21 protein-coding genes and 2 other annotated features are annotated in these 23,681 nt (G+C 40.7%); of the genes, 2 read left to right on the top strand and 19 right to left on the bottom strand.

The genetic code is table 11. From position 1 onward, the window contains the following. Window positions 1–24: 24 nt before the first annotated feature. The 17 genes from cls to ezrA form a co-directional block, all read right to left on the bottom strand. On the bottom strand, window positions 25–1,461 hold the full coding sequence (cls, locus tag NDN60_RS05440; RefSeq protein ID WP_025015815.1) for a cardiolipin synthase: 1,437 nt from the start codon (window positions 1,459–1,461) through the stop codon (window positions 25–27). A gap of 12 nt (window positions 1,462–1,473) precedes the next feature. Beyond that, window positions 1,474–2,277 carry an amino acid ABC transporter substrate-binding protein gene (locus NDN60_RS05435; RefSeq protein ID WP_011374563.1) on the bottom strand — a complete coding sequence of 268 codons (804 nt, stop codon included), beginning with the start codon at window positions 2,275–2,277 and terminating at the stop codon, window positions 1,474–1,476. Beyond that, window positions 2,274–2,915 carry an amino acid ABC transporter ATP-binding protein gene (locus NDN60_RS05430; RefSeq protein WP_016265030.1) on the bottom strand — a complete coding sequence of 214 codons (642 nt, stop codon included), beginning with the start codon at window positions 2,913–2,915 and terminating at the stop codon, window positions 2,274–2,276. The genes NDN60_RS05435 and NDN60_RS05430 overlap by 4 nt, the downstream gene beginning before the upstream one ends. 12 nt (window positions 2,916–2,927) lie before the next feature. Then, the gene (locus NDN60_RS05425; RefSeq protein WP_011374561.1) at window positions 2,928–3,569 is read right to left on the bottom strand and encodes an amino acid ABC transporter permease; all 642 of its coding nucleotides are present in this window, start codon (window positions 3,567–3,569) and stop codon (window positions 2,928–2,930) included. 188 nt (window positions 3,570–3,757) lie between these two features. Next, window positions 3,758–3,981 (bottom strand) — a binding site (T-box leader). Window positions 3,982–4,020: 39 nt separating this feature from the next. Continuing rightward, complete coding sequence (gene minD / locus NDN60_RS05420) at window positions 4,021–4,815, bottom strand: septum site-determining protein MinD (protein ID WP_016265029.1); 795 nt, start codon at window positions 4,813–4,815, stop codon at window positions 4,021–4,023. Between the two features lies 1 nt (window position 4,816). Then, on the bottom strand, window positions 4,817–5,488 hold the full coding sequence (locus NDN60_RS05415; RefSeq protein WP_056948505.1) for a septum site-determining protein MinC: 672 nt from the start codon (window positions 5,486–5,488) through the stop codon (window positions 4,817–4,819). A gap of 16 nt (window positions 5,489–5,504) precedes the next feature. Continuing rightward, on the bottom strand, window positions 5,505–6,035 hold the full coding sequence (mreD, locus tag NDN60_RS05410) for a rod shape-determining protein MreD (protein WP_041820821.1): 531 nt from the start codon (window positions 6,033–6,035) through the stop codon (window positions 5,505–5,507). A 1-nt stretch (window position 6,036) separates the two neighbouring features. Further along, entirely contained in the window at window positions 6,037–6,897 is an 861-nt protein-coding gene (mreC, locus tag NDN60_RS05405; RefSeq protein ID WP_011374557.1) for a rod shape-determining protein MreC, read from the bottom strand. A 157-nt stretch (window positions 6,898–7,054) separates the two neighbouring features. Then, window positions 7,055–8,059, bottom strand: a complete 1,005-nt coding sequence (locus tag NDN60_RS05400) for a rod shape-determining protein (RefSeq protein WP_011374556.1) — start codon at window positions 8,057–8,059, stop codon at window positions 7,055–7,057. 163 nt (window positions 8,060–8,222) lie between these two features. Next, window positions 8,223–8,897, bottom strand: a complete 675-nt coding sequence (radC, locus tag NDN60_RS05395; protein ID WP_011374555.1) for a RadC family protein — start codon at window positions 8,895–8,897, stop codon at window positions 8,223–8,225. Window positions 8,898–8,970: 73 nt separating this feature from the next. Further along, window positions 8,971–9,621, bottom strand: coding sequence for an HAD family hydrolase (locus tag NDN60_RS05390; protein WP_016265026.1), 651 nt, complete (start codon window positions 9,619–9,621; stop codon window positions 8,971–8,973). After that, window positions 9,622–10,926: a bifunctional folylpolyglutamate synthase/dihydrofolate synthase gene (locus NDN60_RS05385; RefSeq protein ID WP_082268166.1), complete on the bottom strand. Its 1,305-nt coding sequence runs from the start codon at window positions 10,924–10,926 to the stop codon at window positions 9,622–9,624. A gap of 121 nt (window positions 10,927–11,047) precedes the next feature. Next, the gene (locus tag NDN60_RS05380; RefSeq protein ID WP_011374552.1) at window positions 11,048–13,696 is read right to left on the bottom strand and encodes a valine--tRNA ligase; all 2,649 of its coding nucleotides are present in this window, start codon (window positions 13,694–13,696) and stop codon (window positions 11,048–11,050) included. Between the two features lie 55 nt (window positions 13,697–13,751). After that, window positions 13,752–13,969 (bottom strand) — a binding site (T-box leader). A gap of 45 nt (window positions 13,970–14,014) precedes the next feature. After that, window positions 14,015–14,641 (bottom strand): redox-sensing transcriptional repressor Rex, encoded by a 627-nt coding sequence (locus NDN60_RS05375; protein WP_011374551.1) that lies wholly within the window; start codon window positions 14,639–14,641, stop codon window positions 14,015–14,017. Window positions 14,642–14,768: 127 nt separating this feature from the next. Continuing rightward, complete coding sequence (thiI, locus tag NDN60_RS05370) at window positions 14,769–15,986, bottom strand: tRNA uracil 4-sulfurtransferase ThiI (protein WP_096585058.1); 1,218 nt, start codon at window positions 15,984–15,986, stop codon at window positions 14,769–14,771. 24 nt (window positions 15,987–16,010) lie between these two features. Next, window positions 16,011–17,159, bottom strand: a complete 1,149-nt coding sequence (locus tag NDN60_RS05365) for a cysteine desulfurase family protein (RefSeq protein WP_056948501.1) — start codon at window positions 17,157–17,159, stop codon at window positions 16,011–16,013. A 159-nt stretch (window positions 17,160–17,318) separates the two neighbouring features. Next, window positions 17,319–19,031, bottom strand: coding sequence for a septation ring formation regulator EzrA (gene ezrA / locus NDN60_RS05360; RefSeq protein WP_011374548.1), 1,713 nt, complete (start codon window positions 19,029–19,031; stop codon window positions 17,319–17,321). Between the two features lie 372 nt (window positions 19,032–19,403). Here ezrA and rpsD point away from each other — a divergent pair, with 372 nt between their 5' ends. Next, a complete protein-coding gene (gene rpsD, locus NDN60_RS05355) occupies window positions 19,404–20,009 on the top strand; it encodes a 30S ribosomal protein S4 (RefSeq protein ID WP_011374547.1) in 606 nt (201 codons plus the stop codon). 95 nt (window positions 20,010–20,104) lie between these two features. Here the strand turns inward: rpsD and NDN60_RS05350 are convergent, their stop codons facing one another. Next, window positions 20,105–20,710 carry a DUF1054 domain-containing protein gene (locus NDN60_RS05350; RefSeq protein ID WP_056948499.1) on the bottom strand — a complete coding sequence of 202 codons (606 nt, stop codon included), beginning with the start codon at window positions 20,708–20,710 and terminating at the stop codon, window positions 20,105–20,107. A gap of 70 nt (window positions 20,711–20,780) precedes the next feature. Between NDN60_RS05350 and NDN60_RS05345 the strand changes: the two genes are divergently transcribed. After that, window positions 20,781–21,224, top strand: coding sequence for a YueI family protein (locus tag NDN60_RS05345; protein ID WP_016265018.1), 444 nt, complete (start codon window positions 20,781–20,783; stop codon window positions 21,222–21,224). Window positions 21,225–21,278: 54 nt separating this feature from the next. On the opposite strand, the gene gshAB is transcribed toward NDN60_RS05345, so the two are convergent. Then, window positions 21,279–23,558 (bottom strand): bifunctional glutamate--cysteine ligase GshA/glutathione synthetase GshB, encoded by a 2,280-nt coding sequence (gene gshAB / locus NDN60_RS05340; RefSeq protein WP_099947324.1) that lies wholly within the window; start codon window positions 23,556–23,558, stop codon window positions 21,279–21,281. Window positions 23,559–23,681: the final 123 nt, after the last annotated feature.

The raw sequence follows: 23,681 nt of genomic DNA, 5'->3' as shown, positions 1-23,681 counted from the left end.
TCGAGGGCCTTTTTGTGACTACTTTTATAAAATGGGCGCCAACAGTCGCGCTAAATCTTGCGAGAGTCGCTGATTTGTTGTTTGTGCATTTAACTGTTGTTTAGTCAGCGGTACACTTGCTTTTAAATCCCTTTGAAAGGTCAATTCCAACGTATTGGTCAATGCAGGATCATATAAAAAGCTGGTCGTTTCAAAATTAAGTTTGAAGCTGCGAATATCTAAATTAGCTGTTCCCACAGCTGATAACTGACCATCGACCATCATCGTCCGTGCTCTAAAAGCACTCGCTTTATATAGATAAATCTGTCCGCCCGCTTTAACAATCTGCCTAGCATAGTAGAGATTAGCATGTTGGACTAAACTATGTTTCGCTTTTTCAGGAATCATAATTTTAACCGTTACCCCTGAATTAATGGCAAGTATTAATGCTGCCAAAACGGAATCGTCCGGAATAAAAAATGGGGTTTGAATCCATAACCGTTTTTTAGCGGCCGCAATTAACTTTAAAAAACCAAGCTTAATTTCAGGTAAATCGCGATCAGGGCCACCCGAAACAAGTTGCATGCTAGTTTGTCCATGTTCGACAGAAGTCGGGAAATAATGCTGACTGTAATAAACCTTCTGGCGTTGTGTTGCCGCGTTCCAATCCATAAAAAAACGTGATTGAAACGATAAAACACCGTCGCCACTAATTCGTAAGCGCGTGTCTCGAACTGGCAAATGCGTATCAACACTATGTTGGTTAAAGTTCCCAAGATAGGCCGTGTTACCATCGATCACGACTAATTGGCGGTGGTTTCTAAAATTCAACCGAAAATTAATCAAACGAAACCGCGAACTGAAAAAGGGCGTTACTTGCCCACCCGCTTCTTCTAATGGTTTAAAAAAAGAGCGTGGAATCTTTTGCGAACCAAAGCCGTCATAAATGACGCGGACTTTAACCCCTTGATATGCCTTATAGGCGAGCGTCTTAATTAAGATGTGCCCGAAAGGATCATCGAAAAAAGCATAGTATTCTAAATGGATGTGATCGCGAGCACGGCTCATATCGGCCAGTAGTCGCTCTTGGGCAGTGGTTGTGTCCGTTAAGACCGATACCTTATTTTCTTGCGTCAAAACGGCTGTATTAGACACTAGGAAGAGATTAATTAAGCTTTGAATCTCCGGCGTTGTAGAATGGTGATTTTGCTTCCGTCGTTGCCGTAATTCCGCTTTTTGTTGCGTCACGCGTTCATCAATGCCTAATTTGGCCTGTGTCCGTAAATCATAAAGGTGCTCTGCTGATAATTTCTTACCAAAAAAGAGATAAAAACCAAACCCGATCACTGGCAATAAAATTAAAACGAGTAGCCAGGCCCAAGTCGCCGCAATATCTCTTGATTGTCGAAAAACGGTAATGATCGCACCGATTGTATTAATTACTAATATGAGACTAAGAATTATGATAATAATCGTCGTCATCTCTGTCGCGTCCTATTCTTTAAACCACTTGGCTTGAATCTTCGCTAATTGTCCATTTTGTTTGAGGACTTGATACCGGCGATTAATAAAGCGTCGTAATTTTTGATCTTCTGGGCGCATGCCAACCGCAAACTTCTCAGCCGCAAAAGGACTTTCAATCGCTTGAAAATCTTGCCCATTTGCCCGCGCTTTAATCTCAAAGTTAGCATAAACTTGATCAATTAAGATCCCTTTAATCCGCTTAGCCTGTAAATCGATAAAAGCATTGTTATAGGTATCATATAGGATTGGCGTTTGATTGGCAATTTTTTGTTTTAAAACAGTTGGTCGACGATCCAGTTGTGCCATCCCCGAAGAACCGGTTTGAACGCCTAAATTTTGGCCCTTCAAATCCGCTAAGCGATTCACTGGGTTTTGTTTCATCGAAACAATCATCTGATGATTCGTGAGATAGGGTTGACTGAAGGCCACTCGTTTGGCCCGTTCTTCGGTCTTAGAATAACCACTCCAAATTAAATCAATCGTTTGATTGTTCAATTCAGTTTCTTTCATATCCCAATCGATCGATTGAAAATCAACCTGGATGCCACTGCCTTTAAAAATCGCCTTGGCTAACTCGACGTCAAAGCCGGTTAGTTGCCCGTTTTTTTCACGATAAGTCATCGGTACAAAGCTATCATCGATGCCAATCACTACTTTTTGCCGGCGTTCAATCGTTGCCCAACTATCGGTCTTTTGGCGGCTATGGCACCCCGCTAGACTGACTAATAGGCCTAATAATAAACCAGCTGTTGCTAATCTCTTTAATCTCATCATTGGTTGGCCTCATTTGGTTGTAATTCAAAAACTTGATCGGCAATTTTGTTCGCAAATTGAATATCATGAGTGACAACAATTTGGGTCATGCCGTCTTCCCTAAGGCTTAAAATCAATTCTGCCACACTAGCGACTAACGAGGGATCTAAGGCACTAGTTGGTTCGTCATAGCACAAAATATCCGGCTGCATCGCCAACGCGCGCGCAATCGCGACCCGTTGTCGTTGACCACCTGATAATTGAAATGGATAAGCAGCCTCTTGTGCACTTAATCCTAATTGGCGTAATAATTGCTGACCTAATGCATTCGCTTTGTCCTTAGCCAATTGCTTCACCATCTTAGGCGCTAACGTGACGTTTTCTAACACTGATAAATGCGGGAATAAGCGGAAATCTTGGAAGACAACACCTATCCGGCCCCCTTTTTCAGCGGCACTTGGGACATAGGTTTCACCGTCGATCACGAACCGGCCACTGTCTGGTTGATCCAACCCACTGATTAAGCGGAGCAAGGTCGATTTACCGGCGCCACTAGGACCCACGATTGCTAAAATACTGCCCGTTTCAACTTCTAAATTTAAATCATTCAAAATTTGGCGACCTTTGAATGACTGATTAATATTTTCTAATTTAAACATCGATAAGTCCTCCTAACGGTAATAACGATAATATTGTTCTAATCGGCCTAACAACCATGTACAAATGGCGGTTAATGCGAGATAAATCACACCCACTAACAGCAATGGCACTAAATTAACATCACGCGCGCTGGCAACGTTTCCTGCCCGTAATAAATCGCCAATCCCAATCACATAAACTAATGATGAATCCTTGATCAAATTAATGACTTCATTACCGACAGACGGTAAAACGATTTTAACCGTTTGGGGCACGATAATTTTTAAAATGGTTTGGGGATAGGTTAATCCTAAAACTGATGCTGCTTCGATTTGACCATCATCAACCGCTTGAAAGCCGCCTCTGAAGATTTCAGCGAAGTAAGCGGCGTAATTCAAGATGAATGCAATCAATGCGGCGTCGAAACGATTAAAGACAATCCCAATCACCGGTAAGCCGTAAAAGACAAAGATCAATTGTAATAGCAATGGCGTTCCCCGCATTAGCCAAACATACAGGTTAAGCAAATAATGAAGTGGCTTGAATTTAGATAATAACCCAAGGCTCAATAATAACCCCAGGGGAATGGCACCAATCACGGTTAAACTAAAAATGGCTAACGTCATTTTAGCGCCACTCAAAAGCGCTGGTAAAATCGATAAACTATATTGCATGATAAAATCTCCCTTATATAAACATATCCTTCAAAGCGTGTTAGCTAAACATTGCACAAAAAAAGCCCTCTTCACGTTTACACGTCAAGAGGGCGATCAATCGCGGTTCCACCTCAGTTTTTTGTTTACTTCACAGCAAACAACTCTACTAGTTTTAGACCAATAAAAAAAGTCCCCTCGGATTACTCCAAGAGGACGAATATTATCGCGGTTCCACCTCAGTTTAATAAACAACTCACATTGCTTAAACTTATGTAGTTTCTAAAACTACAGCGATAACGGGCTAACGGATTATCTTACTTCGTTCAGATAATCAACTCACGGATGTGCCACTAGTTTCGAAGGGCTGATTTACACCATACCTCAGCTCTCTGTGCCTTAAAAACTAATTTGGTCCGTTCAACGTTTTAAGTATTGACATTATTCTAGTGATTCTCACTTGAAAAGTCAACTATTTTTTACCAAAGAGTCGACCCCAAAAACCGATTTTCTTTTCTTTCAACGTCATTAATGGCACTGTTTCACCTAATAGGCGCCGGGCAATATTGCGATAACCTTGGCTGGCCGAGTTCTTAGGATCTAAGACAATCGGTTCACCAGCATTGGATGTCTTGATAACGGCGTCGTCATCAAAAACAATCCCCAACAATGATACTGAAAGATGTTTTGTAATCTCATCGACGTCCATTGTTTCACCATCGTTCATCATATGACGACGAATGCGATTGATGACCAAACGTGGTGCGATTTGCATTTCAGTTTCTTCAAGCAAACCAACAACACGATCAGCATCGCTTACTGATGAAATCTCAGGCGTTGCGACTACAATCGCACCATCTGCGCCGGCAATCGCGTTCTTAAAGCCTGATTCAATTCCGGCTGGGCAATCAATGATGACAAAATCAAATTCTTCTTTTAAAGCCGTCACAATCGCTGTGACATCTTCTGGTACGAGTGCTTCTTTATCCGTGTTTTGTGCGGCTGGTAATAAATAGAGTTTTTCATCAAAGCGTTTATCTTTAATCAACGCTTGATGTAATTTGGCACGGCCTTTGGCAACATCCACGATATCATAGATGATTCGATTGCTTAATCCCAAGACGACGTCTAAATTTCTTAAACCGATATCTAAATCAAGCAAACAAACTTTTTTATCCAAAAGCGCAAGCGCCGTTCCAATATTAGCGCTCGAAGTTGTTTTACCAACACCGCCTTTACCGGATGTGATGACCAAAGCTGTTCCCATTTTATTGCTCCTCCATTTTACGATATAGTTTAGGATTAATTTGTTTTAAATCCGTTATCTCACCGTAATCGATGACGTGTAAATCGTTAATATAACTGATACTTTGTGAATTAAAGGGCGTTTTCTTTGGATCGATAATTTCAACCGCATCTGCAATTCTAAGTTGGACAGCTTCCGTCAGGTTCCCAGCAACGATTGCATCTGCATTATCTGGAAAACCAGCATGCACAATCCCTGCAACAGACCCTAGAATGAAAATACTCCCCGTCGCTTTGATGACAGCCCCTTGGTGTAAATTACCAACAAATAAAACATCACCGACATAGTTAACTTCTTGTCCACTCCGAATAACATTCGGTTCAACATGAATACTATTTTCTTGCCGTTCAATTTGGGCTTGCTCAATCGTCATTACCGAAGACTGAATACTCATAATATCAAACTCAGGGAATGATTCTAGTGTTTGATATAGCGCCTTTTTTTGTTGTTCACTTAATAAGCGCATCCCAGTTGTTAACTCAAGTTCAATCTTATCATTACCCAAATTAGGTTGTTCTGAGCGAATTTTACTCAATAATGCGACAATTGAATCTAATGCTTGATCAAAATCGGCACCAGCATCAATGTTTAATTCGAATCCTTCTTTGCGTCCTCTTAACGTGACTGCATCCATAAAAAAATCAAACCCCTCATCGTTCTGATTTTAATTTTAGCAATAATTTCTTTAAAGGCAAATACAAAAAGATAAAAAAGACTAAGTTTAATGCAATTGTCGGTGCTAAAACGTTACTAATGAAATCAACTGGTGTCATACTCGTTAAATTAACGAGCCGATTCATAATATAAATTGAGGCCTCCAACAACGTTAAACAAATAACGTCGACTAACCCAATAAAGAATGGTGAATCTGGAATGTATTGTTTTAAGTAACGCACGATATAAATAATCAGTGGCAATACAAAAAGATACATGCCAATCATCCCCGTATAATATAAATCATACAAAAGACCAATCCCCACTGCATACCATGATAAATTCGTCTCTTCAGGTAGAACAAACGCAACCATGATAAACATTAACATGGGTAACCGACTAATTAGGGTATGATCTGGCGTATATAGCCATTGTTCCCCTAATGAACTAATCGCACCATCCAGGTAAAAAGCGACTAGTAAGTAAATTGGGATTAAATAGCGATGTTTCAAGCGAAATGTCCCCATATTACTCACCTTCAATCGAACGTTTGATAACCGTCACAACTGTTAAGTTATTCAGATCAGCGGCTGGCGTAACATACACAGTTAATGCCAAACCATAGTCGTCCTTTTTAACTGAAGCTACTTTACCTAAATAAAGCCCCTTAGGTGTTAAACCACCCAAGCCAGAAGTAACAACTTTATCGCCTTTAGCAATCGCTGTATCGGTTTTAATTTGACCTAATTTCAATTGTTTCTTATCTGAATTATAGCCCGTCATAATACCGTTAACTTGTTTACCATCTTTGGTATTAACCACCGCGGCAAAACCATTACTGTTACGACCAGTGCTTGAAACGAGTTCCACCTTAGCATTGGTCTTATTAACTTCTGAAATCCGCCCGATAATGCCTGATTCAGACATCACTGGCATATTCTTCTTAAGGCCTGCTAGAGCACCCTTATTGATCACCAGTGAATTCTGCCAATTATCCGGATTTCGTGACAACACGGAAGCATTGAGCGTCGTATAGTCTGTTAAAGTCCCTGCTAAGTTTAATTCTTTTTTCAAGTTCTTGTTTTCTTCTTTTAAAGTTTGTGCTTGGACCTTAGTTTGTGCTAAATCATCTAATTGCGCTTTTAAGGCTTTATTTTCTTGATAAGTATTAATTAAGTCTGTCAGTGCATCGACACCTTTACCAATCCCATTAGCAGGCACACTAACAACTTGGTTTGTAATGCCTGTCACATCGTTTCCGAATTGACGGATAAAACTTGGACTCTTCTTACTATTACGCAAGCCAACTGACATTGCGATAAAGCCCATGCAGACGATTAATGTCACCAATAAAATGATTAACTTTTTATTTGAAAAGAATTTTTGCATGGTTTATTCGCCACCATCCATCTTTAATATCGTAAATATGGGACAAAAACCGGTTATTAAGGGCCTTGTGCGATTGATTCAAAAAAACCTGAATCAATCACTAATTTAGGCCTACTTAAACGCTAACCGCTCTTTGTCCCACTATTTTACGCTAATCTTAATTTTTTTTCATGACTTCGATATTCTTCAATGATTCACCAGTACCGACTGCAACACAGTCCAATGGATCTTGGGCAATGAAGACAGGTACTTTAGTAGCATCAGAGATAACTTCTGGTAAATGTTTCAATAAAGCACCACCACCAGTTAAAACAATCCCGTGATCAATCACATCGGCTGCAATTTCAGGAGATGTTTCTTCAAGCGTTTCTTTGATAGCATCGATAATTGCTGTCACAATTTCCTTAATTGCTTCGGCAATATCACTTGCTTTAATATCAACAGTCTTTGGTAGACCAGTGACTAAATCACGGCCACGAACACTCATTGATTCAACTTCTTTAGCACGTTCTGGTGAAGCTGAAGCAATCGCTAATTTGATTTGTTCAGCTGTCCGTTCACCAATTAATAGGTTACTGTTTTGACGGATGTAAGAAATAATTGCGTCGTCAAACTTATCGCCAGCCATTCGAATTGAACGACTTGAGACAATCCCACCTAATGAAATGGTAGCAACATCTGTTGTACCACCACCGATATCAACAACCATGCTACCAGTTGGATCCATTACAGGAAGTCCTGCACCAATTGCGGCTGCAAAAGGTTCTTCAATTACATAAGCATCACGCGCACCGGCAACTTTAGTGGCATCGATAACGGCGCGTTTTTCAACTTCTGTAACACCACTAGGCACACAAACCATTACAAATGGCTTGCTTGATGAATGGCCGATTGTTTTTTCGATAAAATATTTAAGCATTGCTGCAGTTGTATCATAATCTGCAATAACGCCGTCTTTCATAGGACGAATCGCTACAATATTACCAGGTGTCCGGCCGATCATGTCGCGTGCTTCGGAACCGACAGCGATGACTTCGCCTGTTTGTGTATTTTTGGCGACAACAGAGGGTTCTCTTAAGACAATGTCTTTCCCGTCCATATATACAAGTGTGTTTGCGGTACCTAAGTCGATACCAATATTTCTAGTCCCTAATCCGAACACTATTTTTCTCTCCTTCAATAACCAAACGTTTTTATAGTCATTGGCATTATATCATAATTTTTAATAATAAAAAACGCAATGTAGCTTCATGGTACCTGATTTTCAGGAGAATTTTCAAGTCTACCTTAAAATTAATAGATTCTTAACAAGATTCAAAACACCTTTAATCGACTAGATACCCTTCTTCACGTAGGCTTAAGTACTGTGAGCTACCAATGATTAAATGATCCAAACAAGTAATCCCCATCAACTGTCCGCAATTAACAATTCTTTTTGTAAAGTTAATATCTTGCGTTGATGGTGCCAATTGACCGCTCGGGTGATTATGGACCAAGATAAACTTAGCCGCTGAATACTGAACCGCCCATTTGAAGACTTCCCGCGGATGTGCAACAGAACTATTAAGTGTGCCCAGATAGAGTTGCTTAATCTGAATAATCTGATTTTTAACATCTAAATAGACCGCTAATAGCTGTTCTTGTGTCTCTCCCGCTAAGGATTCAATCATTCGTTGGCCTACCATCTGACTAGAAGCCACTACACCAAAACGTAATGTCCGCTGATTTTGAATGCGCCGACTTAACTCACAAATCGCTTGGAGTTCAATCGCTTTAACCGGTCCAATACCTTCGATTTGACGTAATTGTACTAAGTCCGCTTGCTCAAGATCTTGAAAGTCGGGGTACCGTTGCAATAATCGTTGTGCAACGACTTCAACGGGTAAATGTTGGGTGCCTGAACGTAAAATTACGGTTGCTAATTGTTCATCACTTAGACTGGCCGCACCATACAGTGCGACTTGCTCTCTGGGTTGTAACTTTGATTGACTCGTTAACATCGTCATAGCCTCCTGCAAAAGGCATTTTTAATCGCCTTTTCGATTCATTTAACTATACGTGTTAACTGGTCCTTTATTTTTCTAAAAACGGAATAACGGCTGCTAAATTATCAACCGTTGCCAATGTTTGTTGGTTAGTAATGGCAGTTGGGGCAATCAAATCTGGCACCATAATCACTGGAATGTCAGCCTTGCTAGCCGCTAAAATCCCATTTGGTGAATCTTCGAGTACTAAAGCGCTAGGGGCTGGAATGGCAAGTTTATCTAAAGCCTTTAAAAAGATTTCTGGATGAGGTTTACCGTGTGTCACTTCATCGCCCGAGACAATCTGGTTGAAACGGGGCTTTAACCCTGTGCTTTGCATGAAATCTTCGACCATTGTTCTAAAATTACTAGAAGCAATCACCCGATTAATCCCGTGATTGTCACAGTAGTCCAATAATTCTACTAACCCCGGTTTAATGGCTACCCCTTGGTCTTGAATAATTTCATCAACTGTTCTATAAGACAAATCAATAAACTGCTTCACTAATTCCGGTGAGCCTAATTTCTGTAAGAAATATTGGCGTAAATAAGTATCTGTCGTCCCCAGAATGGCTTGATGATCTTCTGCCGTCACCTCAAAGCCCATTTTTTGCGCTGCTAATTGGTTAGCTTGATAATAAACTTTTTCTGAATCGACTAATAAGCCGTCCATGTCAAAAATAATCCCTCTAGTTTGCATCTATGACACTCCTTTAAAATAACTACGAATGGTACTAATTAGGTACAACGAACCGGTCACCAATAAAACATCATCGGCCGATAATTCACTGACCATTGTGGTTAACGCCACGGGCCAATCCGCTTCAAATGGAATCGTGTTATCAACTGCCGCGTACTGCGCCTGGGTAGCAGCTCGCGGATTGTCCGGCACCGTCGTTAATACTAAGTGGGTTGCTAACTGATTAAGTTCCGGTAACATCCCAGCCAGTGATTTATCACCCAAAGCACCGAATAAAATGTAAATATCTTGATGTTTAAATTGATGCTTAGCTGTTTTAACCAACTGCTCAACGCCGGCTGGATTATGCGCCCCATCCAAGATGATCAGCGGTTCATCATTTACTTTTTCAAAGCGGCCCGGCCAACTCACGTGAGCCAAGCCCCGCTTAAGCGTCTTAATATCAAGCCGCTGCTGCGTCAACGCTAGATACTGACAAAAGGTTTCTAACGCTACTGCAGCATTTTCAATCTGATAATCGCCCATCAATGGTATTTGAAGTTGCTTAAGTGTCACCGTTTGATTCTGAAAGTTTAACTGTTGCCCCCAAGTTGGTAAGGTTTTAACCGCTGTTGTCGAAAAGTCGACCCCACTAATTGCTAGTGGACTTGCTAATCGTTTGGCTGTTTCAACAATCACGGTTTGTGCTTCCGCTGGTAATTTGCCAATCACTACAGGGTGTTGCGCTTTGATAATGCCGGCTTTTTGGGTGGCAATCGCTGCCAACGTATCGCCCAGCAAGGCTTGATGATCTAGCCCAACCGAAGTAATTACCGAAATCAATGGTGTTAGGACATTAGTAGAATCGTATAAGCCGCCAATGCCAACTTCAATGACCGCAATATCAACTGCTTGCTGCTTGAAATAGGTGAACATAATTGCAGTAATCAGTTCGAATTCCGTCACTTCAAAAGTGGTGTCTGCTTGTTGAACTGTTTCAATTGTCTGTTGCACATGTTGCGTAACTGCGACCAGATCGTCATCCGCAATTGGTTGTTGATCAATCGCAATGCGTTCATTGAAACGAGTAATAAATGGTGATGTGTAGCGACCAACTTTTAAACCCAATTCGACCAGCAAGCTACTGACCATATTGACTACTGAGCCTTTCCCATTGGTGCCTGTCACATGAATAAACTGTTGTCCCTGATGTGGATTACCCAGTGCCGCTAATAACTGGGTCATTCGGTTTAAATTTGCTTCTTTATGTAATCTTGGTCGTGAATGAATATACGCCAAAGCTGTTTCGTAATCTGTCACCAACATTGCTCAATCCCCTTTAACATGCTCCCTCCATTTTAGCATAGATTGACCGTTAATCGGTTGCCAAAAACTGATGGCATACAAAAACGCCACCTTAAAATAAGGTGGCGTTTTGAGATGTGCTTTAACGAGCTGCTTTTAGTTCTGCAAGCCGTTTTTCAACTGATTGATATTGTTGTTCATAATCAGCTTGTTTATCGCGTTCTTCTTGGACGACTTTTTCAGGGGCGCGGTCAGTGAAGCCTTTATTGGCTAACTTACCTTGTGCGCGTTTGATTTCGCCGTTTAGACGTTTCAATTCGCCTTCTAGGCGCGTAATTTCTTCGTCTAAGTCCAATAGTTCTGCCAATGGCACGTAAACTTCAGCGCCACTGATAATGGCTGTCTTAGCTAATGCAGGGGCTGTTAGGCCTTCTGCAATTTCAAGTGACTTAGGATGAACGAAACGTTCGATAAAGTCTTGATTTTGCTTAAAGATGGCCATCAACGGTGTATCTTGGATGTTGATTAAGATATCGATTGGCTTACTTAATGGGGCATTTGCTTCTGAACGGATATTCCGAACACTTCTGATTAAGTCGATCAAAGCGTTCATTTGAGTTGTTGCTTCTTGATCATCTAATTCAGCATGTACTTCAGGATAGCTAGCGGTCATGATTGATTCGCCGGTATGTGGCATACTTTGCCAGATTTCTTCCGTTACAAATGGCATTACTGGGTGTAATAGACGCAATGTTTGGTCCAATACGTAAGCTAAGTTATAGCGTTTATTGGCAATCGCTTCTTGATCATCACCATAAAGCACTTCTTTAGCCATTTCAATATACCAATCACAGAAATCATTCCAGATAAAGTTATACAATGTCCGACCAGCTTCACCAAATTCAAAGCCTTCGTATAAACGGGTCACGTCAGCAACGGTTTGGTTTAATTGACTTAAGATCCATTTATCCGTTAAATCGAGGTTAGCAGCTTCTGGAACCTTAGTTGGTGCCGGTGTATCTTCAAGATTCATGATAACGAAACGACTCGCGTTCCAAATCTTATTAATGAAGTTCCAGGCAGCATCCATCTTCGTGTAACTAAAACGCACATCTTGACCAGGTGTTGAACCACTTGTTAAGAACCAACGCAATGCATCAGCACCGTATTTTTCAATGACTTCCATTGGGTCAATCCCGTTACCAAGTGATTTACTCATCTTACGGCCTTGTTCGTCACGAATTAAACCGTGGATAAGGACGTGTTCGAATGGGCGTTGTTCCGTGAATTCCAAACTTTGGAAGATCATTCGTGATACCCAGAAGAAGATGATGTCATAACCAGTTACCAACGTATTTGTTGGGAAGTACCGTTTGAAATCAGGTGCTTCTGTGTTAGGCCAACCCATTGTTGAAAATGGCCATAATGCACTACTGAACCATGTATCTAAGACATCACTATCTTGTGTCCAGTTTTCGATATCTTCTGGCGCTTCTTCACCAACGTACATTTCACCAGTTTGTTTATGGTACCAAGCTGGGATTTGGTGACCCCACCATAATTGACGTGAAATAACCCAATCATGAACGTTTTCCATCCATTGTGTGAAGGTATTTTCGAATCGTTCTGGCACAAAGTTAACCTTTTGATCTGTTTCTTGATTCTTCAAAGCCATTTCAGCAAGTGGTTTCATCTTAACAAACCATTGGGTTGAAAGACGCGCTTCAACTTGAACACCAGTCCGTTCTGAATGACCAACACTATGCGTCATTGGATCGACTTTAATTAAGAAACCTTGTTCTTTTAAGTCGGCAACAATTGCTTTACGTGCTTCAAAACGATCCATACCGTTATACTTACCGGCACTTTCGTTCATGCTTGCATCTTCATTCATTACGTTAATCCGTGGTAAGTCATGACGGTTACCAACTTCAAAATCGTTAGGGTCATGCGCTGGTGTAATCTTAAGCGCCCCTGTTCCAAAATCCTTATCAACATAGTGATCGGCGATAATTGGAATTTCACGATTCATTAATGGCAATGTGACTGTCTTGCCAACAAGATCAGCGTAACGTTCATCATCTGGGTGAACGGCAATTGCTGTATCCCCAGGTAATGTTTCGGGACGCGTTGTGGCGATTTCAATGCTGCCAGAACCGTCTGTCAACGGATAACTAACATGATAGAAGGCCCCTTCATCATCTTGATGAAGCACTTCGATATCTGATAAAGCAGTCCGCGCTTTTGGATCCCAGTTGATGATGTATTCGCCACGATAGATTAGTCCTTTGTTGTATAAGTTAACAAAGACTTTACGAACAGCGTCTGATAAACCATCATCTAATGTGAAACGTTCACGTGAATAATCAAGTGATAAGCCCATCTTAGCCCATTGATCATGAATTGTTGCGGCGTATTCATCTTTCCATTCCCAAACTTGATCGATGAATTTTTCGCGGCCAAGGTCATAACGTGAAATCCCTTGTTCTGCTAATTTTGCTTCAACTTTGGCTTGCGTTGCGATGCCGGCGTGATCCATTCCTGGTAGCCATAACACATCGTAACCTTGCATCCGTTTTTGGCGAATTAACATATCTTGTAAAGTGGTATCCCAAGCATGGCCTAAATGTAGCTTACCTGTAACATTGGGCGGTGGAATAACAATTGAATATGGTTTTGCATCTGGATTTGCATTTGGTTTAAATAAATCTTCTTTTAACCAATCTTGATAACGACCGTCTTCGACTTGATTAGGATCGTATTTGGTTGACATTTCTTTGTGATCAGTCATCTGCTTCACTCCTTTTGAATATTGCGTTTAATGGCAAACAAAAAAGCATTCCTCACAATAGGACGAATGCTTTTTCGCGGTACCACCTAAATTAGGACTAGACTAGTCCCCAACTCATGATTTGTTAACGAACGAAATGGTCCGGTTAGCCCTACTAAATTTCAGGTTAACAGCTCACAAGCTACCGATTAATTGGTCATTGGAAGACGTCTCAGCCATGCATCTTCTCTCTAAACTAGTCCAATATTAATCGCTCTTGTTCAACGCGTTGTTAATAGTTTAGCTGAGTCGACGCCAAAGGTCAATAGGCTAGGCCATTCATTCCTCAAATAATAATAAAGTTTGAAGTTCCGCCGTTAAATCTAAATAACGCACATTGATATGCCGTGGCACTTGCAGACGCGTCGGTGCAAAATTCAAAATTGATGTGATCCCAGCATCAATTAGTTGTTCAGCTGACCGTTGCGAGGCTTCACTAGGCACGGTCGAAATCGCCGTTGTGATCCCAGCAGCGGGAATAACGGTCGCCAGTTGATCAATGGCGTAGATTGGTACGCCATTTAAAGTCTGACCGACTAATGCGGGGTTCGTATCAAAAGCACATGTAATCTGTAAGTTGTCATTTCTTCTAAAGTTGTTTTCAATTAGGGCGCGGCCCAAGTTACCAACCCCGATAACGGCCATTTTAGTTAGAATATCGGCTTTTAAAACAGCTGAAAAAATTTGAATTAAGTGACTCACTTCATAACCGTAACCGCTCCGGCCTAAGTCACCAATATAAGAAAAGTCGCGGCGAATCGTCGCCGAAGGAATGGCAACCAATTTTGCCAATTGTTCCGATTTAATCCGCTCGATACCATCTGTTTCGAGTAGTTTAAAGTAACGATAATAAATTGGAATCCGTTTAGCAACTGCTTCTGGTAAATCATGCTTTGGCGTTCTCATTTTGCTAACCTCACTTTATTAATCCTGATAAATTTATCATAACATAAGCGCTTTCATTTTTGTGAATTTTTTCATATTCTTTTAAAAACAAAAAAAGCCCAACCATTTCTGGTTGGACCGTTTGATGCTATAAAAGTTCGGCAATGATCTCTTCGTCTTGATTTAAGAATTGATCACCTGCTTTGATTTCTGTTACCTTAACGCCAGCAAGTGAACGTTCGATTAAAGCGTCGACATCGATTCGTTGTTCGTAAAAACGTGTTTTATCCAAATTAGGACGCGTCTTTGGTGCTGGTGGTGCAAAAATTGTACAACAATCTTCAAATGGCATGATTGATAAATCATACGTATCGATATCTTTAGCGATTTCGATGATTTCATTCTTATCCATCGTTGCTACCGGGCGGACAATTGGCGTTGTTGTAACGTCATTGATTGCCATCATGCTTTCAAGCGTTTGTGAAGCCACTTGACCAACTGATTCGCCATTAAAAATCGCTAACCCTTGAAGTTTGGCACGAATTTGATCCGTTAAACGCAGCATCATCCGTCGTTGAATCGTCATCAAGTAGCCTTCTGGTACAGAATGTTTCACTTCTTCTTGAATTTCAGTGAATGGGACCTCGATAAACTTAATTCCGCCAACGTATGGTACCAATTTAGCCGTTAATTCTTTCGCCTTATTTAAAGCATTATCACTTGTGTATGGTGGGCTGAAGAAATGAACCATTTCAATATCCACGCCCCGTTTAAGTGTTAAGTAGCCAGCAACTGGTGAATCAATCCCACCAGATAACATTAACATCCCTTTACCGGCTGAACCAACTGGTAAACCACCGGCACCTTGGATCACTTGATTTGTTAAATAAATCGCATCTTGGCGAATTTCAACGCGCAATGTGATATCAGGTTTTTTCATTTGAACTTCTAACTCTGGTAATTCGTCTGATAAGTAACCGCCCAATTCACGGTTCATATCATTGGTATCCAAGAAGAAGTTATGATCAGAACGACGTGTATTGACCTTGAAAGTCATACCGGGTTTACCAATTTCTTTCATCATCGCCAAAGCTGTTTCTTTAACAGAATCTAAATCACGATTAACTTCAATACTTGGTGAAAAGTTTTGAATCCCGAAAACGTGGCGCAAACGTTCGATAACCCCTTCAGCATCGTCGCCATTTAAAATAATGTGCATCCGATCGCGTTTTGGATGAATTCTTAATTGCTTGTATTCGTGAAGTGCTTTTGTCACGTTACCGTTCAAACGACCGATAAAATCGTTACGGTTTTTACCCTTTGTTGAGAGCTCGCCGTAGCGAACCATAATTTCAGTGTATTGCATTAATATCTCCCTTAATGTTTAATTTTAAGAATTAATTTTCTTGAAACGGTGGTTAATTTGGTCAAAGGCTTTGATGAATTCATCTGCTTCAGCTAAAGTGTTATATTCGTCCAATGAAATCCGAATGGCACTTGTCGCAATCTTTTCGTTAACGTGCATCGCTTTTAACGTACTTGATTCCATGCCCTTCTTAGAAGAACAAGCACTCGTCGTTGAAATATAGATTTCGTGTTCTTCAAAAGCATGAACCGTCGTTTCACCCCGGACACCCTTGATTGCAAAACATAAGATATGCGGTGCAAAATCAGGTGTCAATTGTGAAAACATCACCGTTTTTTCAGCTTGGCTGACATGTTGGTAGATGCGTTCACGAATAGCTGCTTGTTTTTGAACCTTTTGTGCTTCATCAGTCAATAACAAACGAAGGGCCTTAGCCATAGCGGCAATTGCCGGAACGTTTTCGGTACCAGAACGCAAATCATGTTCTTGACCGCCACCTGTTAGTAGCGGTGCAAGATGACGATCCCGTTTTTTGTATAAAATTCCCGTGCCACGTGGGCCATGAAACTTATGCCCAGAGAGTGTTACAAAATCGACGCGATCGTTAAAGATTTCTTTTTGGATACCTTTACCGATCCCCTGAACCGCATCAACGTGGAAATGGATATTGGGATAATCTTTTAAGGTTTCTGCCGCTGCCATTAACGGTTGGCACGTCCCAATTTCATTATTAACGGCCATGATTGACACCAAAATGGTATCGGAACGAATCGCCGCTTTTAGATCAGCCGGATTAATCCGGCCAAACTTATCAACTGGTAAGTAGGTCACTTCAAAGCCTAATTTTTCAAGTTGCTGCATTGATTTAATGATGGCTGGATGTTCGACTGACGTTGTGATCAGATGCTTGCCAAAAGCACTCTTTTCAATCGCAGTCCCCTTTAATACCCAGTTGTCACCTTCAGTCCCGCCACTGGTGAAGTAGATTTCATCGGATTGAACGTTCAATAAATCGGCGATTTGCTGCCGTGATTGTTCTAGAAGATGAAATGCTTTTTCGCCGACAACGTGTAAACTTGAGGGATTACCGTAAAACTGTTCGCTGACTGCCTGGTAAGTTTGTAGCGCGCCGGGCGCTATCTTGGTAGTCGCACTATTATCAAAATAAATCATTATCGATCCTTCTTACTAAAAATTAGTATTTAAACTTTTTTAATTATAACAAATTCTTTTATAAAGACCAGTGTTCTATCTTACATTAAACACAAGAGTGGGCCAAAAGACAACACCTGATTAATATCAGCGCTATCTTTTAGCCCACTTTTTTAAAGATTATAATGCATCAGTTTGTTTTTGACTATAATAGTTCTTTTCAACCTGCGTATAAGCCCCTGGATCGATTCGTTCTAAAGCTGTTGCTAAAATATCAACTGACTTAGGATAATCAAACTCACGGTTAAAGACCGCTTGTGCTTCTTCACAAGCCGTTTGAATTTCAGGGAAATCAATTCGGTAGCGGTTAGCATATTGCAATAGCTGTTCTGTAATCAACGCGCTATCGATCAAATTATTTGTTTTGACTTTCAACTTATCTAGATCATCTTGAATAAGTACCATTTGTTTGGCAATCTCGTCTAAATTAATCTTAATCTGACTTAAATCATGATCTAAGCGTTTAATTTCATCCGTTACCACAAAGAAGAAATCAAGGTAACTATCCGCAAGACCTGGTAAGTGTAATTTTTCGACGGTTCGTTTTAAATTTCGCAATTCTAATTCGAATTGTTGTAAATTCTCGTTAGCAACTGCTTCACCTTGATGTAATCCAGAAACTTGTTCATGAATATCTCTTTGTTGCGTTTCAATCTCAGTAAGACGCTCATCAATGGCCATTAAGTCATCCGCAATAACAGAATAAACGGCTTCATGATTGGCAATCTTACCTTGATGGCCTTCAAGCATCGCTTTTTGCTCATTAATTTGCTTCGTTAATTTTTTAGCAGTAACCAACTCATCATGCGTTAAGGCATAACTTTGGTTCAAATGATCAAGTTCTAATAGTAGTTCGCGATTTTGAGTTTGCGCGTGTGACACAATTGTCTCAGTCTTACCAATATGTTCCTCAACTGTTTGGCGTGCATTTAATTCAACCTCTAAACTCGCATAGAGTTGATCAATATTTTGCGCAATTTCAACATTATTGGCTTCAACAGATTCAATATCAAGAGCTTCCATTAAATCTAAACTCTTATCAACGCGTTCTGTCACTTGTGTGAGCTGCACTTCCAATTGATTATCGCCAAAATTATAATGTTCACGCAACATGGCTTGATACGTTTCACTAATTTCGTCAATTTGTTCAGGGAACTCATTGGCTAACTCGCTATAACGCTTCGGAATACGTGCCATTTTATCTTCTAAATCATCAGTTTGTTCAATTAATTTTTGTAACATCATCTTGGCACCTAAGTAATCACCGGCACCCGTTAATTCATTAGCTTGGTTAAAATCTTCTTCTAGTTGGCCTAAAATGGCTTCTAGTCCTTCTAGTCCTGGGCCAAATGAAAAACTCTTAGTCAACAGACGTTTGCGCAGACCTTGATACTTAACCCGCAGCGTTTCGATTTGTTCGCGCGTATCAGCTTCGTTTGCTAATAGTTGATCCAGCGCATCTTTGACATCAACCAAATCTTGATCCGTTTCCTGTAGGTAGGCACGTAGTTGTTTTAAAATCCGCGCTACTAATAGGAATTGATACTTACCGTTGGCTTTTTCTGCATCAAATAAATAAGCTTCAATCGCTTCGAAATTATGATTGGTAATGTCATTATATTGTTTTTCCCAACGATCAAAGTTTTGTTGGCTTTCACCCGTTAAACGTAGTGAGCGCAACTTCGTCAACTTTTCGGGAATCGGCAACGCCATTAAAGCGCCCTTACGTTCTTCTAAACTCTTAATTTGTTTGGTGAAGTAACGCTGATAAAAAGCAACTCCTAAGTAGCCAATCAAAACGACGACTACGATTCCTATTAGAATGTAAAGCATTCAAAGACCCACCCTTTTGCGATTTAACTCAGATTTTTAAATAGTTAACCGATTTCTTTATTACAAACTAATCTTGATTATAGCATGAATAAGCCGTTGATACAGCAATATTTGCCGATAAATTGTATAAAAATTAAACCAAGCAACTATTAAAATAGCTTGCGTTGTCCAAATGAATAAGCTATACTAGCCATTGTGTAAAATAATGCAGCAGTAAACGGTAAAGCCGTCAACAGTTCATTTGCCCAGAGTTTTGGTTCAATTGTGTAACCTTGCGGCTGCAAAGGTGAAGATTGTTAATAAGTGAACTGAACGATTACTAAGTTTACATCGGATTATTTTACTCCAAAACAATTATTGGAGGATTTTTTTATGTCACGTTATACAGGTCCAAAGTGGAAACTTTCACGTCGTTTAGGAATTTCATTATCAGGTACAGGTAAAGAACTTGCCCGTCGCCCTTACGCTCCTGGTCAACATGGTAACGACCGTCGCGGTAAGATTTCAGAATATGGTATGCAATTAAGCGAAAAGCAAAAACTACGTTTAATGTATGGTTTAACAGAACGCCAATTCAGAAACTTATTTGCTCGCGCTGGTAAGATTCGCGAAGGTAAACATGGTGTTAACTTGATGATCTTACTAGAACAACGTTTAGACAACATTGTTTATCGTTTAGGTTTAGCAAGCACTCGTGCACAAGCACGTCAATTAGTTAACCATGGTCACGTTACCGTTGATGGCAAACGTGTTGATATTCCTTCATACGAAGTAAAACCTGGTCAAGAAATTTCAATCCGTGAAAAATCTAAGAACCTTGTTATCATCAAAGACGCTATCGAAGGCACTGTTGGTCGTCCTTCATTCGTTGAATTTGACGCTGACAACTTAAAAGGTTCACTTGTTCGTTTACCAGAACGTTCAGAATTAGAACCAGAAATCGACGAAGCCTTAATCGTTGAATTCTACAACAGATAAGCTGTTATCTGTTAAACAAAAAGAGTCAGACTTCGGTCTGGCTCTTTTTTTGTCATCAAAAAAGGCGTTGCTAAAATTTAGCAGCACCTTTTGGTTTATTTAGCATTTATTAATTCGTAAAGTGGCACCATCTTTAATAATGTGGTCTGGATATCGGCCATTAGTTCTTCAGGGTGGTCAAACAAAGGATTGTCCTTCAGATAGACCTTTCCGAGCAACCACTCCCCTTTTTTGGTCTTAGCAAACTTGTCTTGGATCAACTGTAAGTTATCCGGTGACATCGGGAATTTTTGTTTCGTCATGTGATCATAACTTAAATCATAATCAGTAAAATCACTTAAGAGTTTTTCTGATTGGCTCGCCAATAGTGGTGCATAATCCGTCTTGTCTGGCATCTCGGCCATTAGGGCAAACCAAACGAAAATTCGATCATCCCAAAAGCCAACTTCAAAGTGCGGCATCATCTTGTAACCACGTGAACTCTCGCTAAGCGCCATCCAAGTATTCATTGGTGGATTTTTGAAGCGGCGTAAATGTTTGGCAATATGCAGCGTAAATTCGCGGTTAGTAGCTACAGCTAGTTCATTTTGTAATTGGGCCCCAAATACTTCAAATTTGGGATCAAGTTCCGTATAAATTTTATTTAAACGCCCCTTTAGAGTCGGGTCATCAAAAATTTCAAAATCAGCACGTGTAAACATCTTTTTCCTCCAACATGTTATACTTAGGTTTAGTTCTAATATAGCACAAATTAGAAATGAGGTGACCATTTTGTCAGAGAACGATCAATTGCAACAACATCTAGATAGTGCGATCCATGGCGCGCCCCAAACCAATCCTGATGAACGCCGTCGGTATTTAGGCTCTCTGCGCGAACGCGTCTTACTCAGCATCACCAATGCTGAATTAAGCCAACCTGCAATTCAAGCGACATTTGAAAGCCATCTACCCGATTTCAAGGCTTACCATATTCTCTTGAATGGTAAAAATGACGCGGCCACTAATTATCTCGCGGCAATTACCAAACACCAAGTTGAATTTACTTTGGTCAATAACGAAACTGCGCAAACTGCACCAGAAGCAATCGGCTTACTAGTCGTTGCCAAAGACGCGATTAATTGCGAAACTGTCGCAATTAGCGCTAAATATCCATCAGCAGCACCGACTCCGGAAAAGCCTAAAAAAGAAGGGCTTTTCGGTCGTCTATTCGATTAACCACACAAAAAAGCCGTGGGCAATGCCAACGGCTTTTTTGGTATTCTTTTTAAATTAATCCATTTCAGGGAACAACATCGTTAACATTTTAGTTGTCACACGGCGCTGTTGCCCCATCATTGGGAAAAGATGCATCAACATCGCTGGATTGTAGTTAGCTTCTAAGACAACCGCCATTTCAGGATGTTCAGGATCATACGGTTGATATAAATTAGGAATAATGATATCAACACCGGTAACGTTCAGATTAAGAATTTCCGCAACCTTTTCGGCAATTGCAAAATAGCTCTTATCGATATCATCCGTCACATCAACGGAATCCCCACCATTTGAAATATTGGAATTTTGTAATAAGAAGACCTGCGACCCACGCATTGGCACATCATCGACTTGGTAACCTTGTTGTTTCAAAATCAATTGTTCACGCGCTCCTAAGCGAATATTTTGGAGCGGTGTGCGGTGATCCTCACCACGTAACTCATTTCGATTTTTCTTAGCGACTAATTGCGTAATTGTTGAACGGCCATCGCCAACAACATTGGCAGGCACGCGTTCCAAGACGGCTTGCACCTGATGATCCATGACTAAGAAACGGTATTCTGAACCGGCGATATACTCTTCAACTAACACCTGTTGGTCGTATTGTTGTGCGAGTTTAAAGGCTGTAACAAAATCAGTTTCTGATGGTCGCGTTAAAAAGGTCGTAATACCGGCCCCCATGTTACTAGTCTTGGGCTTAATCACCAACGCCCGTTGCCCAAAGGCCGCTTGGTAGTCGCGCTTAGCAACTTCTAAATCCGCATATTCAGCACCGGCTGGCACGCGAATACCTTGGTTGGCCAAGACAATCTTGGTAACAACTTTGTTATCCACCAACGGCCAACTAATTAAACGGTCGAGACTGGTCATATTGCCATTTTTCACCAACTCATGATGTTGTTGGTAGGTCAATTCGACAAATTGATCACTACGATCTAATACGGCAACGTGGAGCCCTTTTTGAAAGGCATCTAGCATTAACATTTGCGTTGATAATTCCATATCCGTATAGCCTTGTAATTGGAATGGTTTCTCGGTTAATTCGCGTTTAAATTGCCGTGCTTGCTGCATGGCAAAAGCGGTTAGAGAATCGTCTTGGACTTCTTGGGCTAGTCGATAACTCAATGTCTGTTTGAAATCATTAACTCGTTCATTCATAACTGTCCACGCATCAATAAATCGTTGATCCAATTGATAAGTCGTGATAAATTGACGGATATTAGTCATCAACATTTGCATATTAGCTTGTTGTGCCGATGCTTTCGTCGCATCTTCAAGCGCAATCGCCTCATTTAGTTGTTGCCCTTCTGCCATGCGAGCAGTTAAACTTTCAGCAGCCTTAGGTAACGATAATAAGTACATAAAGAACAGATGTAAGAAATCAAGTTGTTCTTGTGTCACACCACTTGCAGCGAATGGATTCAAATCAAAACCGCGGAATTCAAGATAATCAACACCGTCTTGGGCGAGATGGCCGTGACTACGTAACCGAACACTGCCGTAATATTCACGTTCTGAAATCAATTGTTTCTTACTAATTGCCTGTTCCAATGAATCGTGATACGCAGCAACCGATTCAAACGAGACTACCAAGTCATGATTGGCATAACCAAAGAGTTGACTTGAACGTAAACTGCGGACTGCATAATCTGGCAAGTTCGTCGTATCTGTTTGAAAAAGTGCTTCAGTAATCGGACTAGCACCAAATAAATAAGTTAATAAATACCGGTATTGGCTATAATTCTGTGCGATTTGTAAGTACAACATATCGCTAAAATCTTTCACCGTTGCAAATTGATCATGATAGACCTCATCGTATAAGCGCGCGATTAAGGCTGGGGCCAGGCTAAAATTAAAGTGAACGCCAGAAATCATCTGTAGCCGACGACCATACCGCTTGGCTAAGTAATCACGGTAAGCACGCGCATCTGGTGCGACGTCTGCAATTGGAATCGTCGTTTCATCGCTTGGTAATACAGGTGGCATACTGAGGGGCCAAATCAATTCATCGTCGGCTAGATTCATCTCAAGTACTTCTGATAAGGCACCTAGCTGTTGCATGATTTCGTCGGTATTATCGAAGGTATCGCTAACCAATTCCGTCTGCATTTCGGCAAAATCAGTTTTAATGTACGGATGAAAATCACGAGAACCCAAACTCGCTGGATGACTTAGCGGACTTAATTGTCCAACGGCTGTCACCCGGTGCCCTTCTTTTTCAATCCCGAAGGCCCCCCAATTTAAAAGTGGGGCTAAATGTAATTGTTGAATTTGTTCAAATAGTTGATTGGACATATCGAGGCCTCTTTTATTCAAAGTTGTATCCCCATTATACACATCCCCACCGTTTTTTAAAACGCTTGTTCGTCGTTAAATTTTTGACACGTGTTATACTAATGGTAAACATTATTTTAAAGG

The sequence above is a fragment of the Latilactobacillus sp. genome, assembly GCF_033176295.1.
Classification (GTDB): Bacteria; Bacillota; Bacilli; order Lactobacillales; family Lactobacillaceae; genus Latilactobacillus; species Latilactobacillus sakei.
The sequence above is the reverse complement of the archived record's forward strand: the minus strand, read 5'-3'. Positions and strand labels throughout refer to the sequence as shown.

Bases quoted from the DNA above. Each gene is read 5' to 3' on its own strand.
- cls (WP_025015815.1), bottom strand. From the start codon at position 1,461: ATGACGACGATTATTATCATAATTCTTAGTCTCATATTAGTAATTAAT.
- NDN60_RS05435 (WP_011374563.1), bottom strand. From the start codon at position 2,277: ATGATGAGATTAAAGAGATTAGCAACAGCTGGTTTATTATTAGGCCTA.
- NDN60_RS05430 (WP_016265030.1), bottom strand. From the start codon at position 2,915: ATGTTTAAATTAGAAAATATTAATCAGTCATTCAAAGGTCGCCAAATT.
- NDN60_RS05425 (WP_011374561.1), bottom strand. From the start codon at position 3,569: ATGCAATATAGTTTATCGATTTTACCAGCGCTTTTGAGTGGCGCTAAA.
- minD (WP_016265029.1), bottom strand. From the start codon at position 4,815: ATGGGAACAGCTTTGGTCATCACATCCGGTAAAGGCGGTGTTGGTAAA.
- NDN60_RS05415 (WP_056948505.1), bottom strand. From the start codon at position 5,488: ATGGATGCAGTCACGTTAAGAGGACGCAAAGAAGGATTCGAATTAAAC.
- mreD (WP_041820821.1), bottom strand. From the start codon at position 6,035: ATGGGGACATTTCGCTTGAAACATCGCTATTTAATCCCAATTTACTTA.
- mreC (WP_011374557.1), bottom strand. From the start codon at position 6,897: ATGCAAAAATTCTTTTCAAATAAAAAGTTAATCATTTTATTGGTGACA.
- radC (WP_011374555.1), bottom strand. From the start codon at position 8,897: ATGTTAACGAGTCAATCAAAGTTACAACCCAGAGAGCAAGTCGCACTG.
- NDN60_RS05390 (WP_016265026.1), bottom strand. From the start codon at position 9,621: ATGCAAACTAGAGGGATTATTTTTGACATGGACGGCTTATTAGTCGAT.
- NDN60_RS05385 (WP_082268166.1), bottom strand. From the start codon at position 10,926: ATGTTGGTGACAGATTACGAAACAGCTTTGGCGTATATTCATTCACGA.
- NDN60_RS05380 (WP_011374552.1), bottom strand. From the start codon at position 13,696: ATGACTGATCACAAAGAAATGTCAACCAAATACGATCCTAATCAAGTC.
- NDN60_RS05375 (WP_011374551.1), bottom strand. From the start codon at position 14,641: ATGAGAACGCCAAAGCATGATTTACCAGAAGCAGTTGCTAAACGGATT.
- thiI (WP_096585058.1), bottom strand. From the start codon at position 15,986: ATGCAATACACTGAAATTATGGTTCGCTACGGCGAGCTCTCAACAAAG.
- NDN60_RS05365 (WP_056948501.1), bottom strand. From the start codon at position 17,159: ATGATTTATTTTGATAATAGTGCGACTACCAAGATAGCGCCCGGCGCG.
- ezrA (WP_011374548.1), bottom strand. From the start codon at position 19,031: ATGCTTTACATTCTAATAGGAATCGTAGTCGTCGTTTTGATTGGCTAC.
- rpsD (WP_011374547.1), top strand. From the start codon at position 19,404: ATGTCACGTTATACAGGTCCAAAGTGGAAACTTTCACGTCGTTTAGGA.
- NDN60_RS05350 (WP_056948499.1), bottom strand. From the start codon at position 20,710: ATGTTTACACGTGCTGATTTTGAAATTTTTGATGACCCGACTCTAAAG.
- gshAB (WP_099947324.1), bottom strand. From the start codon at position 23,558: ATGTCCAATCAACTATTTGAACAAATTCAACAATTACATTTAGCCCCA.